Origin of the sequence: Sinomicrobium oceani, from assembly GCF_900119185.1 — a bacterium.
Classification (GTDB): domain Bacteria; phylum Bacteroidota; class Bacteroidia; order Flavobacteriales; family Flavobacteriaceae; genus Sinomicrobium; species Sinomicrobium oceani.
In genome coordinates this window covers 200,714-216,994 of sequence record NZ_FPJE01000003.1, presented here as the reverse complement: position 1 = coordinate 216,994, position 16,281 = coordinate 200,714, and the positions used below count along the sequence as shown (strand labels likewise).

The 16,281-nt window shown below is 44.3% G+C and carries 19 protein-coding genes and 1 tRNA gene; 10 read left to right on the top strand and 10 right to left on the bottom strand.

The window, feature by feature from the left end; genetic code table 11:
* Positions 1-251 precede the first annotated feature (251 nt).
* Positions 252-644, top strand: coding sequence for an ankyrin repeat domain-containing protein (locus BT112_RS03940; protein WP_072316057.1), 393 nt, complete (start codon positions 252-254; stop codon positions 642-644).
* 78 nt (positions 645-722) lie between these two features.
* Here the strand turns inward: BT112_RS03940 and BT112_RS03935 are convergent, their stop codons facing one another.
* Both BT112_RS03935 and BT112_RS03930 read right to left on the bottom strand, forming a co-directional pair.
* Positions 723-1,457, bottom strand: coding sequence for a M15 family metallopeptidase (locus tag BT112_RS03935; RefSeq protein WP_072316056.1), 735 nt, complete (start codon positions 1,455-1,457; stop codon positions 723-725).
* Positions 1,458-1,544: 87 nt separating this feature from the next.
* On the bottom strand, positions 1,545-1,997 hold the full coding sequence (locus tag BT112_RS03930) for a GNAT family N-acetyltransferase (protein WP_072316055.1): 453 nt from the start codon (positions 1,995-1,997) through the stop codon (positions 1,545-1,547).
* A 263-nt stretch (positions 1,998-2,260) separates the two neighbouring features.
* On the opposite strand from BT112_RS03930, the gene BT112_RS03925 reads away from it, so the two are divergent.
* Positions 2,261-2,333, top strand: a tRNA-Gly gene (locus tag BT112_RS03925).
* A 34-nt stretch (positions 2,334-2,367) separates the two neighbouring features.
* Here the strand turns inward: BT112_RS03925 and BT112_RS03920 are convergent.
* Entirely contained in the window at positions 2,368-2,625 is a 258-nt protein-coding gene (locus tag BT112_RS03920) for a transposase (RefSeq protein WP_245776982.1), read from the bottom strand.
* 207 nt (positions 2,626-2,832) lie between these two features.
* Between BT112_RS03920 and BT112_RS03915 the strand changes: the two genes are divergently transcribed.
* From BT112_RS03915 to BT112_RS03900, 4 genes are all read left to right on the top strand, one after another.
* The gene (locus BT112_RS03915) at positions 2,833-3,621 is read left to right on the top strand and encodes a helix-turn-helix domain-containing protein (protein WP_083564784.1); all 789 of its coding nucleotides are present in this window, start codon (positions 2,833-2,835) and stop codon (positions 3,619-3,621) included.
* Positions 3,622-3,691: 70 nt separating this feature from the next.
* On the top strand, positions 3,692-4,318 hold the full coding sequence (locus BT112_RS03910; protein ID WP_072316052.1) for an NAD(P)-dependent oxidoreductase: 627 nt from the start codon (positions 3,692-3,694) through the stop codon (positions 4,316-4,318).
* 74 nt (positions 4,319-4,392) lie between these two features.
* The gene (locus BT112_RS03905; protein ID WP_072316051.1) at positions 4,393-5,700 is read left to right on the top strand and encodes a cytochrome ubiquinol oxidase subunit I; all 1,308 of its coding nucleotides are present in this window, start codon (positions 4,393-4,395) and stop codon (positions 5,698-5,700) included.
* Positions 5,700-6,731, top strand: coding sequence for a cytochrome d ubiquinol oxidase subunit II (locus BT112_RS03900; protein WP_072316050.1), 1,032 nt, complete (start codon positions 5,700-5,702; stop codon positions 6,729-6,731). The genes BT112_RS03905 and BT112_RS03900 overlap by 1 nt, the downstream gene beginning before the upstream one ends.
* Positions 6,732-6,747: 16 nt before the next feature.
* On the opposite strand, the gene BT112_RS03895 is transcribed toward BT112_RS03900, so the two are convergent.
* The 6 genes from BT112_RS03895 to BT112_RS03870 form a co-directional block, all read right to left on the bottom strand.
* Positions 6,748-7,032, bottom strand: a complete 285-nt coding sequence (locus BT112_RS03895; protein ID WP_072316159.1) for an ATP-dependent Clp protease adaptor ClpS — start codon at positions 7,030-7,032, stop codon at positions 6,748-6,750.
* 248 nt (positions 7,033-7,280) lie between these two features.
* A complete protein-coding gene (gene prmA, locus BT112_RS03890; protein WP_072316049.1) occupies positions 7,281-8,123 on the bottom strand; it encodes a 50S ribosomal protein L11 methyltransferase in 843 nt (280 codons plus the stop codon).
* Positions 8,124-8,330: 207 nt separating this feature from the next.
* Positions 8,331-9,086, bottom strand: a complete 756-nt coding sequence (tpiA, locus tag BT112_RS03885) for a triose-phosphate isomerase (RefSeq protein WP_072316048.1) — start codon at positions 9,084-9,086, stop codon at positions 8,331-8,333.
* On the bottom strand, positions 9,083-9,586 hold the full coding sequence (locus BT112_RS03880) for a TlpA family protein disulfide reductase (RefSeq protein WP_072316158.1): 504 nt from the start codon (positions 9,584-9,586) through the stop codon (positions 9,083-9,085). Before BT112_RS03880 ends, tpiA begins: the two co-directional genes overlap by 4 nt.
* Before the next feature lie 147 nt (positions 9,587-9,733).
* Positions 9,734-10,831 carry a BT_3928 family protein gene (locus BT112_RS03875; RefSeq protein WP_072316047.1) on the bottom strand — a complete coding sequence of 366 codons (1,098 nt, stop codon included), beginning with the start codon at positions 10,829-10,831 and terminating at the stop codon, positions 9,734-9,736.
* Positions 10,832-10,937: 106 nt separating this feature from the next.
* Entirely contained in the window at positions 10,938-11,474 is a 537-nt protein-coding gene (locus BT112_RS03870) for a DUF1599 domain-containing protein (protein ID WP_072316046.1), read from the bottom strand.
* Positions 11,475-11,715: 241 nt separating this feature from the next.
* Here BT112_RS03870 and folP point away from each other — a divergent pair, with 241 nt between their 5' ends.
* From folP to BT112_RS03850, 4 genes are all read left to right on the top strand, one after another.
* Positions 11,716-12,558 (top strand): dihydropteroate synthase, encoded by an 843-nt coding sequence (gene folP / locus BT112_RS03865; RefSeq protein ID WP_072316157.1) that lies wholly within the window; start codon positions 11,716-11,718, stop codon positions 12,556-12,558.
* Between the two features lie 169 nt (positions 12,559-12,727).
* The gene (locus BT112_RS03860) at positions 12,728-13,741 is read left to right on the top strand and encodes a DHH family phosphoesterase (RefSeq protein WP_072316045.1); all 1,014 of its coding nucleotides are present in this window, start codon (positions 12,728-12,730) and stop codon (positions 13,739-13,741) included.
* Positions 13,738-14,379 carry a gliding motility-associated peptidyl-prolyl isomerase GldI gene (gene gldI / locus BT112_RS03855; RefSeq protein WP_083564783.1) on the top strand — a complete coding sequence of 214 codons (642 nt, stop codon included), beginning with the start codon at positions 13,738-13,740 and terminating at the stop codon, positions 14,377-14,379. Before BT112_RS03860 ends, gldI begins: the two co-directional genes overlap by 4 nt.
* 98 nt (positions 14,380-14,477) lie before the next feature.
* On the top strand, positions 14,478-15,593 hold the full coding sequence (locus tag BT112_RS03850; protein ID WP_072316044.1) for a peptidylprolyl isomerase: 1,116 nt from the start codon (positions 14,478-14,480) through the stop codon (positions 15,591-15,593).
* Positions 15,594-15,667: 74 nt separating this feature from the next.
* Here BT112_RS03850 and BT112_RS03845 read toward each other — a convergent pair whose 3' ends face one another.
* Positions 15,668-16,270, bottom strand: coding sequence for a hypothetical protein (locus BT112_RS03845; RefSeq protein WP_072316043.1), 603 nt, complete (start codon positions 16,268-16,270; stop codon positions 15,668-15,670).
* Positions 16,271-16,281: the final 11 nt, after the last annotated feature.

The window sequence follows — 16,281 nt, the reverse complement described above, 5'->3', positions numbered from 1 at the left end:
TACAATTTGAAAATTTATCTTCCACAATGAAAACTACCGTCAAACATCAAAAATCACTAAAAAAAGGACATCAAACAGCCTGTTTTTTAACATTAAGACAGTTATAACACCTGATTTTGTTAATTTTTTGTTATTAAAGCATTTTTAGTGTAACAAAAAGGATCTGACGTCGTCTATTAATCAAAAGCGCTTTACATCAAAAACAAATAAATTATAACAAACCGTTTTCAACTTTTTAATATCACATCATCATGAAAAAAACAGCTCTCATTTTAGCAGGAATCGTTATGGTAACTTTCGGAACTTCTTCTTTTGCATCTCCGGAAAAACCATTTAAGAACTACAAGGTCGAAGTTTCCAAAACACCGAATGTCAGCCCGTTGTGCCTGGCCATTTCCAAGGGCGACACCGAAACCGTGAGGAAATTCATCGAACTCGGAAGCGATATCAACGAAAAATCAGGTGGAATGACACCTTTGATGTACGCTGCACGCTACAACAAAACGGAGATCATAAAAATGCTGATTGCCAATGGCGCCAAACTAAGGGTTAAAGATGACAAAGGTTTTACTGCCCTTAAGCATGCCGAACTGTCTAATGCAACCGAAGCAGCCACTTTGATTAAAAATGCGCTGAAAGCATAGGAATTTTGTTTCTTTTTTGATTATTGAATTAGTATTAAGACCCCGCCCCGTCCGGCGGGGTCTTTTTTATTCCCTGGTTCAGGGCAAAAGATCCGGGTTGATATCGAGGATATTTTCCCGGCGATACCGTTGTACAAAACTATCGGAAAAGTGTGCAGCTCCCGCAACTTTCTCCGTCGTTATTATATGTTTTACATCAAGTGCTTTATAGGCTTCGAGCATAGGTAAGGACAACGGGCGGTAACTGTAGTGCCAGGGTTCGTATTTAAACCCCTTCCGCCCGGGCCGGTCGGTGTAGACCAGGTAAAAACCATAGGTCACCGCATTTTTATCCAGCCAGACCTTCAGCGGACGAAAGGGCCCTTTACCTTCAAATTTTACCGGATCGAGTACATCGTTCCCCGGGTACTTCGCATTACTGTCGATAATATCGATATCCGTTCCCCAATGATGTCTCGAAGTTCCCGGAATCGTGGAATACTCGATAATTTTGCTGATCGCCTGTTCCTGTGTCATACCGTTTCCCGTATATTGCTTGTATTTTCGCTCCCATATACTTTTCTGGCGGAAAAAATCACGGTAACTCGACACTATCTTTATATTCAGATTCTCCGCAGCAGCGGCTTTCTTCATCGCAATAAATGCTTCATACGCTTCTTTTCTGAGGTTGATTGCATCTCCGAAGAGCTTCGGGTTTCCTTTACCTATCAATTCTTCATAAGAGTATTCGGGAACCGCAAATACGGACGAAGGAATCAGGCCCAGCGCCGTTGTGGTTATTATTCCGGATTTTATAAAAATTCTTCTTTTCATCGGCTTATTTTTTACACGTTCCCAAAAAAGGGAAACTTTAGCTGCTTCCGCGTTCAGTAACTTTTTTTACTACTGCCCATCTGCAGATCACCACATTTTGTACATCACATAATGCGGTCCTGCCGTTTTAATGACAAACTCCGTTCCGGTTATAACATATCCGAGCCTCTCGTAGAAAGGAAGAGCAACTTTCCGGGCATTCATCCATATAAAATTTCCACCGCGTTTTTTCACTTCCTCTTCCGCCTCTCTGACCAATACCTGCCCCAGACCCTTTTTTTGAAACTCCGGTAATACGGCCATTCCTCTCAACTGGAATTGCCGCTCCGCTCCGAAAAGTGTATGTCTGCTTTCGAGCATGGTGACAACCCCGGCAAGTGTCTGATCGATATAAAGTCCGACATGAAAGGTAGACGTCGCATCATCTCCTTCGAACCGGCATGTGGAAAGCGGGAGACCGGCACGTAACACAGGATGCCGAACGGGGTATGTCTCTTCTCCGGTGATATGACGTATCGTGTACGAAGCGATTTTATCCATAATCTTTACTATTGTAATTTTGTCAAAGATAAAGTTAATCTTTTTGTATAAATTATTCTTGGTCGTAAAGCTCCTCTAAATATCTGAATACAAAAAAGATACTTTAACATTTACCGCAACCGCCCGCAAACACTAAAAAAATCCGAAAAAAATCTCATTTTTTCTTTGGAAGAATGGAATCTGATTATTTATATTTGCACCGCATTTAACACAAATGCTCTTATTGAAAAAGCCACAACATCGTTTAGAAATGTGGTGTTAATGCGGGAGTAGCTCAGTTGGTAGAGCGTCAGCCTTCCAAGCTGAATGTCGCGAGTTCGAACCTCGTCTCCCGCTCCGGGAAAACAAGTAGCCTATCAGAAATGAGAGGCTATTTTTTTTTGCGTAAAAGCGACTGCAGCAGCCATGAATCATGGGGATCATAGAAAAACTCGATATTCTTCACACCTCTAAATTGTGCGCTAAAGGCTTTTATTTTGGCATTAAAAGATTCGGCAGAGGCATTGGTACTTCTGTTTACAAAGTAGTTTAGGATAGATCGATAATTCAAGCTGATGCTGTTTGCTACGGTTTGGAAGCTTTTAAACCCGGATTCTTCAACTTGCTTATACCAATGTGCTAATTTGATACAGGCTGTTTTTCTTATCCTTTATTCCTGCCGGCCAGACAAAAATATATGCAGAGCCTACAGAACAGAAAACATATAGACAACAGCACTCCTGGCACAGGAATTCCCGGACCGGCAACAATATTATTTTCGGCCGGTGTCGGTTTGATTCAATTTTTATAACTTGGGTTATATATCTTTATCCTGAATTCCGTCTGCCCGAATATCATGGAAATAAATTGTACATATACGATACCGGAAGCTCTCCGCCCCTACGTGAAATCGGTGTTGTCTTTCCGTGAGTACGTCTCCGGGCATCTCCGTCATAACATGTCGTTTTTTGCGGATGGCTACCCGGGGATCATGTATATTGATTCCGGGACGGATATTATGCTTAACGATAAAAAAATCTCCTCTCTTTTTCTTTACGGACAGACCGTAAAACCCATACACATCACTACGTATGGTGAGGTCAGTGCATTTATTTTTATCCTGTACCCGCACATTATACGTTCTGTATTTGGCATCCATGCCAATGAAATTACGGACAGCTGTATCGATTTTGAACTGCTCCCGTTTGTAAATACCAAATATACCCGGGAACAGCTTTCTGCCACAGTATCTATCCAGGAACGCCTGGAGATCATGACAATTTTTCTTCTTAACCTGGCCGGACAACAACCAATCTCAACAGACAACAGGTTTTCTTATGCCACCGCCCGTCTGTTACAAAGTAACGGAGAAATACCTTTAAAGGAACTGCAAAACGACATGCAGATATCCGAGCGGACCTTTGAGCGGAAGTTCAAGGAATACATAGGCATTTCTCCCCGCCTGTATGCCCGGATATGCAGATTCCGGTCTGCAATGGTACAGTTGCAAGCCCGTAATTATACCAAGCTTACCGATATTGCCTATGATAACGGGTATTCGGACCAGTCTCATTTTATCCGTACCTTCCAGGAATTCACCGGGTATACACCCTCCGGTTTTCTCACCGTTTTCCACAAGAAATAACTTCAGCCTGTCGGGTTCATTCTATATGTACGGCACTTCCCGTCTTAACTTTGAATAAAAAACAAGAAGTATGAGAATCATTATTTTTGGATCTACAGGGAATATTGGTAAGCCTCTGGTACTTGAGTCCCTTGCACTGGGATACATCGTCACTGCTTTTACCCGTAACAAAAAGAACCTGAAGGGAATCCAACACCGTAACCTGAGAGCCGTTGAAGGAGACATTCTGGATAAAGAAGCCATAAAAGAGGCCGTAAAAAACCAGGATGCCGTTATCTGCGTTATCGGATCAGGCAGAAAGGGCACCGTAAGATCACAAGGCACCAAGAATATTATCGAAGGAATGCAAAGCCAAGGTGTAAAACGACTGATATGCCAAAGCACATTAGGTGCCGGGGACAGCAGGGGCAATCTCAATTTTTTCTGGAAACATATTATGTTCGGCTGGTACCTTCAAGGTGCGTATAAAGACCATGAACTGCAAGAAAAATACGTTATGGAAAGTAACCTGAAATGGACGCTGGTAAGGCCCGGCGCTTTTACGGACGGACAGGCTACGGGGAATTTCAGGCACGGATTTTCTCCTGATGACAGAACGGTTACCCTCAAAATCTCCAAAGCGGATGTGGCCATGTTTTTACTCATGCAACTCCACACGGATCAATATCTGAAAAAAACACCTGGATTATCTTACTAAAACGGGGATCTTTAACACATTTCCGGGGGAATTATACATGCAAAACCGTAAATTTGTATGGTAAATTCCCTCCTATGGAAACACTCGATGCAGCCCGTTTGCAAATGGCCGTTTCAATGATCTTTCACATTGTTTTTGCCTGTATAGGCATGGTCATGCCGTTCTTTATGGTAGTATCGCACTACAAATGGTTAAAGACAAAAGACAAGGCCTATCTGTCGCTCACCAAGGCCTGGCAGAAAGGCGTGGCTATTTTCTTTGTTACCGGGGCCGTATCGGGAACCATATTGTCTTTTGAACTCGGGCTGCTCTGGCCGAAATTTATGCTTCATGCCGGACCGATAATAGGAATGCCGTTTTCTCTCGAAGGAGCGGCTTTCTTTGTAGAAGCCATCGCACTCGGTTTCTACCTCTACGGATGGAAAAAAATAAAAAACCAGTGGTTTCACTGGTTTACAGGACTTATCATCGGTATTTCCGGGGTAACTTCAGGTATTCTGGTGGTGTCTGCAAATGGCTGGATGAATGCTCCTTCCGGGTTCGAATATATCAACGGGAAATTCCTCCATATAGATCCCGTAAAAGCTTTCTTTAACGAAGCCTGGTTCTCACAGGCCCTGCACATGGTCCTGGCCGCCTTTACCGCAACGGGTTTTGCCGTTGCCGGGATACATGCCTGGCAGATATACCTCAGGAGGAATATTGCCACACACCGGAAAGCTTTTACCATAGCCATCACTTTCGGAGCCGTAGCTGCACTTTTACAACCCATAAGCGGTGATATCTCGGCCAAGGATATCGCGGTAAGGCAACCGATAAAACTGGCTGCCCTGGAGGCTCATTACGAGACGCAAAAGGGAGCTCCGCTATACATCGGGGGAATTGTCGATGAAGAACGCAAAGAAGTAACACACAAAATCGAACTCCCTAAAATGCTCTCTTTCCTCGCTTTCGGCGATTTTGATGCGGAAGTCAAGGGACTGAACGACTTTCCGGAGGAAGATCTTCCACCGGTGGCTATTACACATTATGCCTTTCAACTGATGGTGGGATTGGGCACCATTCTCGCGCTGCTGGCCATCGTATTTTTTATCAGTACCCGAAAGAAATCCCTGTTACGGAAACGCTGGTTCTGGCTGGTATTTGCCATCGCCGCCCCGTTGGGATTCATCGCCGTGGAAGCCGGTTGGATCGTTACGGAAGTAGGCCGCCAACCCTGGGTGATATATAATATCATGCGCACTAAAGACTCGGTAACCCCTATGGATGGTATCGAATACAGCCTCTTCATTTTTATCGCCCTCTATATAGCACTTGCACTGGCCGTCAGCTGGCTGATGGGAAGACAAATTACTGTGTTTAACCGCCAAAATGATCTGTAATGACTGTCGTAGTATTTCTATTTCTGTTCGTTGCCATATACTTCTACCTCATTTTCGGCGGAGCTGATTTTGGCGTGGGTATACTGGAGCTTTTATCGTCAAGGGAACACAAAAAAGTGACCAAAAAAATAGCATATCAGATCATCGGTCCCGTCTGGGAAGCCAATCACGTATGGCTTATTATTGTCATCGTTATCATGTGGATCGCTTTTCCGAACTACTATTACATTATTACTACCCAGCTTCACATTCCGCTTACACTGCTGCTCTTCGGTATTGTGGTTCGCGGGACTGCTTTTGTTTTCCGGCATTACGATGCGGTAACAGACGGGTCGCAAAACATATATAACAAGCTTTTCCAATATTCCAGTATCATCGCTCCGTTTCTGCTGGGCATCAGTGCAGGAGCTCTTATTGCAGGAAAACTGATCCCGGTATCGGAAATCGAAAATCACAGTTTCACCGAAGCGTATATCATGCCCTGGTTTAATATCACATCACTGCTTATGGGTATCTTTATCACATCGCTTGTCGCTTTCCTGTCTGCGATCTTCCTGGTCGGGGAAACTTCGGGAGAAGAACAGCGTTTGTTTATCAGAAAGGCCAGAAAAGCCAATATATCCGTAGCGCTAAGCAGTCTGCTGATCTTCGGTTATGGCTTTTATGCCGAGGAGGTTTTTATCGATCACTTTTTCGACAATATACTGAGCATATTCCTGGTGCTACTGGCTGCTTCACTTCTTGTTCCTATCTGGATCTATCTTTCCAAAGGGAAGAAAGTACTGATCAGGATTATTGTAGCCATACAGGTATTCCTGATGCTCGGTGCCTGGGCTCAGTCCAATTTTCCGGAGTTGATCATCACAACGGAAGGGCCGGTAAGTATTTATGAGAATATGGCAGGAGAAGCAGTGATAAACTCCATAGCTTATGCCCTTCTGGCCGGATCCGTACTCATTCTGCCAGGGCTGTTTCACCTGTTCAAGGCATTCGGATTGTTTAAAGCACTACAAACTCCGGACACAAAATAAAGCCCGGGAGACGTCTTTATACGATTTCCGCACTCAGGCCCGCATCGAGCAACATGGAGCAACGGGGTCTCAGATCTTCGTAAGGACCTGTTTTAACCGTACATTTTCCTTTGTAGTGCACAATGATAGAGCACTGTTCTGCCTGTTCCGGCGAATGATCACAAACATCGATCAGCGTTTCTATAACATAATCGAATGTATTGACATCATCGTTATACAGTACAATCTCATTTTGCTTCAGCACGTCCTCTTCGACCAGAACTTCTTCCAGAGTCTCTGTTTCTCCGTGACCGGAAGTCATAAAAAGTCCTGTTTTTTTCAAAGCCGCACAAAAATCCTCTTTCACGTATATTTTCTCTTTCGTATGCATTGCTATAAAGATAAGATGTAAACCACTCTTATACAAAATTAAACAAAATTATTTGCAAAGTTCATGTCTGGTCCGCATAGCCTGTAATCTTTCCGCCATCTCATCGCTTTCGTAACTTTTACAAGCCATGTCTTTGACCTTGCTTTCGATACCTTTCACCGGTTTTCTATATAAAAAACTTACACGTTTTCGTATTTATACTGTACGGCTACCCAACGATTTCTTTCGAGGTTTTCTACAAAACTTAATGAAAACTTCACACAGAGTTCTTCGATAACAGGCATATCTTCTTTGTAGAAACCGCTCAACAACAGTGTTCCTCCAGGTTGCAGACAGGACACATACACCGGTATATCTTCGAGCAGGATGTTACGGTTGATATTTGCAATGATGACTTCGTAGGTTCTACCCTCAAGGACAGTGGCATCCCCTTCGAATACGGAAACAGCACGACATTGATTGCGTTCCACATTTTCGAGTGCATTGAGATAGCACCAATTATCGATATCTACGGCATCAACAGCCTCAGCACCCCGTTTTTCGGCAAGTATCGCCAACACCCCGGTACCACTCCCCATATCGAGTACCTTTTTCCCTTTCAGATCAAGCTTCAGCAGATGCTGGATCATCATGTGCGTCGTTTCATGATGCCCGGTACCAAAACTCATTTTGGGTTCGATAATAATATCATACCTGGTGGAAGGCACTTCGTGAAAAGGAGCACGGACCGTACAAACACCATCCACCGCTATGGGCTGAAAATTCTTTTCCCATTCTTCATTCCAGTTGACCTGGGCTATTTCTTCTGTTTTGCAGGTAACTTCAAATTCTCCGCTTTGAAGGATATATATATCATCGAGACAGGAAGCTTTCCATTCACTCTTGGGAATGTAGGCGATCACCCCCTCTTCGTTTTCCACAAAACTCTCAAATCCGGCTTCTCCCAATTCCGCAATAAGGATCTCCGTTCCGGGTTGTACCGGCTTTACCTTAAAGTCACAAGCTATATACAGTATATCCATCCGTTTTTTTTCATTTGACCGCAAAAATACAACGGCTTCTTCAAACACAGTACAAATCTATCCGCAGATTTAAGAATTCCGGTTCCGTAAACGTTATGCCACCCGGCGGTTCCATATACTCCGCAGGGGCAACACTTCATATTATAAAAAAAGCCACCTAAAGTTTTTAGGCAGCATGGTATATTAGTACTGATTTCTCCAGGGAGGTTAAGCCTGTACAGCTTCTATAATCGAGATAAAATCCTTGGCTTTCAGAGATGCCCCTCCGATAAGTCCTCCATCTACATCGGGCTGAGAGAAAATTTCCTTGGCATTATCCGGTTTTACACTTCCTCCGTAAAGGATAGATACTCCGTCCGCTACTTTCTCGCTGTAATTGGAAGCAATAGTCTCCCGGATGAACTTATGCATTTCCTGTGCCTGTTCGGGAGAAGCAGTTTCCCCGGTTCCGATAGCCCATACCGGTTCGTAAGCCAACACGATACTCTTCCACGCAGAAGCTTTGAGATGAAACAGGGCTTTTTTCAGCTGACTTTCTACCAGGTCAAAGTGTTTACCTGCCTTACGGTCTTCGAGTTCTTCACCAAAACAGAACACTATGGTCATATCGTGCTGCAATGCCGTATCTACCTTTTTGGCCAGGGTCTCATCGGTCTCATTGAAGTATGCTCTTCTTTCGGAGTGTCCGAGAATAACGGTCTGAATTCCCACACTTTTTAACATCTCTGCAGATACCTCACCGGTATATGCTCCGTTTTCCGCAAAGTGCATATTCTGCGCAATAACTTCCACAGGGCTTTGGCTCAACGTATCGAAAGCCACCCTGAGATTGGTAAAGGCAGGTGCCACCATCACCTCAGCTTCGGTATCGGGCATTTTTTTGAGAAGTTTGGACAATAATTCTTCGGTTTGTCCTAAATCGTTATTCATTTTCCAGTTTCCGGCAACAATTTTTTTTCTCATTGTATGGTTTGGTTTAAGGTATTTATTAATTGTGTATCGTCAGTTTCAATAGCTTTGAAGAGTTCTATTTTCCCTTCCGGGTTTACTACGAGGTAGCGGGGTATCCAATCGAGTTTTATCGATTTGCAAAACGGACTTCCTTTCCATCCCGCTTTGATATAATAGTGCTGCCCGTAGTTGAGTTCGTATTTTGCAAGGCCTTTTTCCCAGCCTTCCACACTGCGATCCAGGGACAAAAAAACAAAGGTTACATCTTCGTACTTTTCGTGTAGTGTTTTTAATTTCGGGACACTTTCTATACAATCCTTACACCAGGAGGCCCATATGTCGATAAAAAGGGTCTTCCCCTTGTTGGCTTCAAGGATCTCGGAAAGCGTTATGTCCTTGCCTGCCGTCGTAAGAAACACATCGGTCAGGGCTTCCCCGGAAAATTCACGGGTCTGGGCAGAGAGCACCACAGTAAAGGCCGTAAAGAGTACGACCATAATCTTCTTTTTCATAGCAGTTTTTGTTTGTCGTCCGGCATGCGGTATCTCCAGCCGCATCCCGTAAAATAAGCTGCCTTTTCTTCACGGCGGAGCGTTTATATCCTGTGACCTTAAGGCAACCTTACAAAGTTAATATAATATTTCAGACCCGTTCATATTTTACCTGGTTTCGAGGTCTTCAGCATCGTTAAAATGCAATTTTTGAACGATAGTTCCGCTGTGGAGTTTCAGTATCCCCGGATTAGACCTTACTATGGTCTTGAGTGTGGTAGCATCCGTAAAGTAAAACGGGAAGTCCAGCTTGTATTGGTCAATGACAGGCTGTGTTACCCTGCTATCCGAGGCAGACATTCCTATAACTTTATACCCGTCTGCAACAGCCCGATCCGTAGCTTCCTTTATTTTTTGCAACCCTTCTGCACTGGATTTCCTGAGATCGTAGGCTATAACCATAACCAATTTATCTTCAGACAGCATCTCTTCCGTAAAATCCTCTCCCTCCTGCTCTATGGTAAAATCGTGTATCGGAGGTTCGTAACCCTTTTGTATTTCTTCAGTTTCCACATCTATAAATTCCCCGTCTACCGAAGGGTATTCGCCTGTTGTCTTAATTATTTTTTCCTCACCGTCTACACGAAACTTCCAGGAATATTCATAAACAGGCTTCGGAGCTCCTTCCGGCACAATCATCCCTTCCTCAATATTCGCACCTATTTTATACGGCCGGAAATCCACTACCGGTAGATGATTGAGGACATGATTGGCATATAGTACGCAGGCCAAAAGGGCTATTACAGTACCTGCCAGGCCGACTTTACCCGATGGAAAAGGACGGATATACCTTTGCCCGGCAAAGAGTAGCAGTATCAAAAACAACAGAATAACGTCTTTGGTAAAAGATTCCCATGGTGTAAGCTTCACCGCATCCCCGAAACATCCGCAATCCGTCACCTTATTGAAGTAAGCCGAATAGAACGTCAGAAATGTAAAAAAGACGATCATAAGAAACAGGCTCCATACCGTAAACTTCCTTTTGTACCCCAATAACAGCATCACACCGAGCAGCACTTCAAAAACAACAAGAAAAAGTGCTATACCGAGTGCATACGGGGTTAAAAAGGGCAGATTGAGCACATCTGCGCCAAAATATTCCTCAAGCTTAAAGGAAAATCCTACCGGATCGTTCAACTTTATTGCTCCGCTGATGATAAACAGGATACCGACTACGGTCCTGGAAAAATTTACTATGTATTTCATGCTGACAAATTCATATTAAGTCGTGTGCAAATAGTAGCACGCATTTTTCCGGAATAAAACACGTGTTGATGTCATTCTTTTCACAGCACTGCTACGTACATCAGGGCTATTCCCTTAACAGGATCAATGCAAATACCGCATAGTTTATCATATCCTGATAATTGGCACCTATCCCTTCACTCACCAGGGTTTTCCCCTTATTATCCTCGATCTGCTTGACCCTGAGAAGTTTCTGCAGGATCAGGTCGGTCAGGGAACTTACGCGCATATCGCGCCACGCTTCGCCATAGTCGTGATTTTTGGCTTCCATAAGATTTTTGGTCTCTGCTATCTTCTCGTCGTAAAGTGCAGCAGCATCCTCCGTACCGAGATCCGGCTGGTCGGCAATCCCCCTGTCGATCTGGATAAGGGCCATGACCGAATAGTTGATGATCCCGATAAACTCAGAGGCTTCTCCTTCTTCTACTTTCCGGGTCTTCTTTTCCTGTAAACTTCGTATTCTCTGGGCTTTGATAAATATCTGATCGGTAAGCGAAGGCAGGCGTAATATACGCCACGCACTTCCGTAATCTTTCATTTTATTAACGAACAACTCCCGACACGTCGCTATAACTTCGTCGTATTGTTTTGAGGTATCGTGCATGCTTTTGATTGTATTTTGGGTAAATTTCGCTTAATTTTTTGAATTGCTCAACTCCCGGCCGGAAATTTCGTCTTATTCCCGGCAAAGGAGACGGGATATTTTTTTGATATTTGCTTCTTCCTTTCAGGAATAAAGTAACGTATGGATATAAACCGAAGGCAGCCGTAAAACAAACGCATAGTACTCCACCTGCGGGTTAGTGCCCGCTAAAAATACAACACGAATGAACACCGGAAAACCGATAACCATAAATTGCAGAGGGAAACTGATCGATCTTTCTACGCCCAGGGTCATGGGCATCCTGAACATTACCCCGGATTCCTTTTATGACGGCGGGCAGTATAAAGACCGGGATGATATACTTCGCCGTACGGAAAAAATGTTGAACGCAGGTGCGGATTTTATAGATATCGGGGCCTACAGTTCCCGTCCCGGGGCGGCACATATCAGTGAGGATCAAGAGCTTCGGCGCATTGTCCCCGTAGTTGCCATGCTGGTCCGGGAATTTCCGGAAATCCTGATATCGACAGATACCTTTCGGGCCAACGTTGCCCGGGCCTGTGTAGAAGAAGGAGCAGCTATGATCAACGACATCTCGGCCGGAAACCTTGACGACCAAATGATCCCTGCTGTAGCCGGTTTACAGGTTCCTTATATTATGATGCACATGAAAGGCACTCCCCAGAATATGCAACAAGCCCCGCAATACACGGATATTACCAGGGAGGTTATTTATTATTTCTCCGAAAAAATCGCAGAGGCCCGAAATTCAGGGATCAACGATATTATTATCGATCCCGGGTTTGGTTTTGCAAAGACCCTGGAGCACAACTACGAACTCATGAATAAACTGGAACTGTTACATCGCCTCGGACTTCCGGTACTTACGGGAATAAGCCGAAAATCCATGGTGTACAAACTTCTGGGCATTACGCCTCCGGAAGCGCTGAACGGCACCTCCTCCCTGAACACGGTGGCACTGCTTAAAGGCACGCATATACTCCGGGTACACGATGTCAAAGAAGCGGTAGAATGTGTCAAAATAGTAACATCGCTCAGGGCCGGCACTCCGGATATATATTAAAAATATGACTTCCGTTCTCCTCCGGACAATCCCAAACCCGGATTTTCCGGTAAAAACATCCCGGTGTATCGTATAACGTATCTTTGCAGCTGTAAAGACAGAAGAATGTGAAAATTTCATTACAGAATTAAAAAGAACCAAATCAGTATAAATCGTATCTTAGCCCCTTATGAATACAAACATACAAGAGCTCGGCGAGGTGCTTGCCTCGCCCAAGAACATCGTAATCGTACCGCACAAAAACCCGGATGGCGATGCTATCGGTGCGGCATTGGCCGTATATCACTACCTCAATATCCTCGGTCATAACGCCGTGGTTATTTCGCCCAACGAATATCCGGATTTCCTGAAGTGGATGCCCGGAAGTGAAAGTGTGCTTAAGTTCGATTCCAAAAGAAAAGCAGCCAAAAGCCTGATCGAAAATGCCGATCTTATTTTTACGCTCGATTTCAACGCCCTGGACCGGGTAGAAGACATGAAACCCACCCTGAAAAAAAGCGAAGCTGCTTTTGTCATGATCGATCACCACGAGCAACCGGATGACTATGCCACCTATGTGTACTCCGATCCGAAGATGGGGTCGACCTGTGAAATGATTTATCATTTTATCGACACCCTCGGGCACCGGAATAAGATCGACAAGAATATTGCCACCTGTTTATACACCGGGATCATGACCGACTCAGGTTCTTTTCGTTTCCCTTCTACAACCAGTATCACACACCGGGTAGTTGCGGACCTCATGGACCGCGGAGCAGAAAATTCGGATATTCACAGTGCCGTATACGACACCAATGGACTGAGTCGTCTGCATTTGCTCGGATGTGCCCTGAAAAACCTGGTTTTACTGGAAGAATACAATACGGTTTACATTACCCTGAGCAGAAGCGAACTGGAACAATTCGGCTTTAAAAAAGGAGATACGGAAGGTTTTGTAAACTATGGGCTATCGCTCAAAGATGTACGTTTCTCGGTTATTTTCATAGCGGATACACAAGAAGATTTTATCAAGATCTCCCTGCGTTCGGTAGGTGATTTCTCGGTAAACGAGGTAGCCCGCGAACACTTTAACGGCGGAGGACATATCAATGCCGCGGGGGGAAGAAGCGATCTCTCCATGGAGGAAACCATTGCAAAATTCCGCGAACTCCTGGACAATTACAAAGAACAGCTTACTACATGAAATACGGCGACAAAAACAGCATAATTTCACTGATAAGGCGGCAAACATCGCCTATATGCCCTGTTTTACTCTTTTTATTTCTCTTTTGCGCCTGTAACGAACCCCAGGCACGAAGGCCTGTTACCGTGAAAACCGGGGAGTTTTTTAAAAAATCCGTGGAACGAAACAGGGAATTACTGGAAAAAGAACAGAAATTCATCGAAGAACTGATAAAAAAGGACAGTATCCACACCTATATAGCCTCTCCCAATGGCTACTGGTACCATTACATTAAAAAAAATACGGAAACTTCGTATCGTCCGAAAGCAGACGACCTTATCCTGATCAACTACGATATCCGTTATCTCAATGACAGTATCATATACAGTAGTGAAGAAATAGGTAATATCCGTTATAAAGTAGACAAGGAAGATCTTTTCCCCGGACTGCGAACTGCCGTCAAACTACTCAAAAAAGGAGAGACGGCCACTTTTATGTTCCCTTCTTCCCTGGCCTTCGGTTATCACGGAGATGAAAACAGGATCGGTGTCAATATACCGGTAAAAAGTACGATAAGCCTCATCGATATCCTGGAAACAGCTCCCGGGCACATCGGCAATGAAGAAGCCGGGGCCGAAACAAACGATTCTGATCCGTAATCGTGATAATCCGTTTAAAAAACTATTTTTGTGCCTCGGTTCTGTACATATATTTTTCGCGATTGAGCAACTAAAATTATAAACAAACAGTAATATCCATGAAAAAAATCAATGTAGCTTTTCTACTTATTGCCCTGGTAACCCTGGGATGTAAAAGCGGCAAACATGCTGATCTCGGCGATGGTATCTTTGCCGACATAGAAACCAACAAAGGAGAAATGGTTCTGCGGTTGTATTATAACCAGACCCCGGTAACGGTGGCCAACTTCATTACACTGGCCGAAGGCACCAATCCTTTTGTTTCTGACAGTCTCAAGAAGAAAAAATATTATGACGGGGTCACTTTTCACCGCGTTATCAAAGACTTTATGATCCAGGGAGGAGACCCTACAGGTACAGGAAAAGGTGGTCCAGGTTATAAATTTGAAGATGAATTCGTAGATTCCCTCAAACACGATGACAAAGGTATACTGTCTATGGCCAATGCCGGCCCCGGAACCAATGGCAGCCAGTTTTTTATCACTCATGCTCCTACTCCGCACCTCAATGGCAGACATACCGTATTCGGTAAGGTTGTCGAAGGGCTGGAGATTGTGGATTCCATAGCCAACACAAAAACTTCACCCGGAGAGAACAGGCCGGTAGACGATGTGGTTATGAGTAAGGTAACCATTATCCGCAATGGTAAAGAAGCTAAAAATTTCGATGCTGTAAAAGTACTCACCGCCTATTTCGACGAAATCAATAAGCGGGAAGAGGAAGCTAAAAAAGCTGCCGAAGCGCTCGTAAAGGAATTCGACACCCAAAAGGGTGAGGCTGAGGAACTGCCCAGCGGCCTCAGGATATTCTACCTGAATAAATCAGAGCACGGTGAAAAACCACAGGAAGGCTCCTATGTTAAAGTTAATTATGCGGGCTTCCTGGACAATGGAAAACTGTTTGATTCCAATGAATTAAGTGTTACCGAAAAATTCGGAACAGTCAATGAAATACGTAAACAACGTGGTGGGTACGAGCCCCTGCCTATGTTATACGGGCCAGACTCTCCGCTTATCCCCGGTTTCAGGGAAGGACTGTTACAGATGAATATCGGAGATAAAGTACGCCTTTTCATCCCTTCCCACCTCGGGTATGGCGAAGCCGGAGCCGGCGGGGTAATACCCCCGAATGCCGATCTTGTTTTTGATGTTGAGATCGTCGGAGTTTCGGAATAAGCCACTTTGCAAAATACTTTATAAAAAATCCCCGGTGTAAAAATGCACCGGGGTTTTTTGTTCGAATACGATCATTACACCGAAAGTAGCCGATAACGTCCGGTAGCGGGCGTCCGTATCTCTATATATACTCTTCCGGAACTTTTTAGTTTTGCTACTTTCACATGATAGCCGGAACCTTTCCCTGCCACAGGTTTCCAGAGATAGCCGCTCCAGGCGCTGCTAAAAATATTTTCGGAAGAAGAGACTGTGACATCTTCTTTTTGCATCCGTACCTTGTTATCTCCAAACATGAGTTCTTCCGTTCTGCAATTGATCACAAATGTGGCCCGGTCTTCATTTTCCGGCCTGAAGGTGATCAACGAACCGGTATATTCTACGATATAATGCTCATCGGTACTTTGCACGGACAGTATTTGCTCTTCCCTTCCTTTACCGAAAGCTGCACTCAATTTTTTGGAATTATAAGCGTCCCGGACAGTACTCCGGTGTCCGGCATACGGAATGGTCCGGATAACATCCCCTGATTTTTTTTCGGTTTTCTCCTTTTCAAAATTTATAATCGTGAACGCATGAGCGCCTTTATCAAACACATCGTTTACACAGGCAACCTGCTTCTGTGCGAAACCGGACAGCGAAATTACGGCAATCAGCACAGTGATTATTCTTCTTAACATAACAGGATATT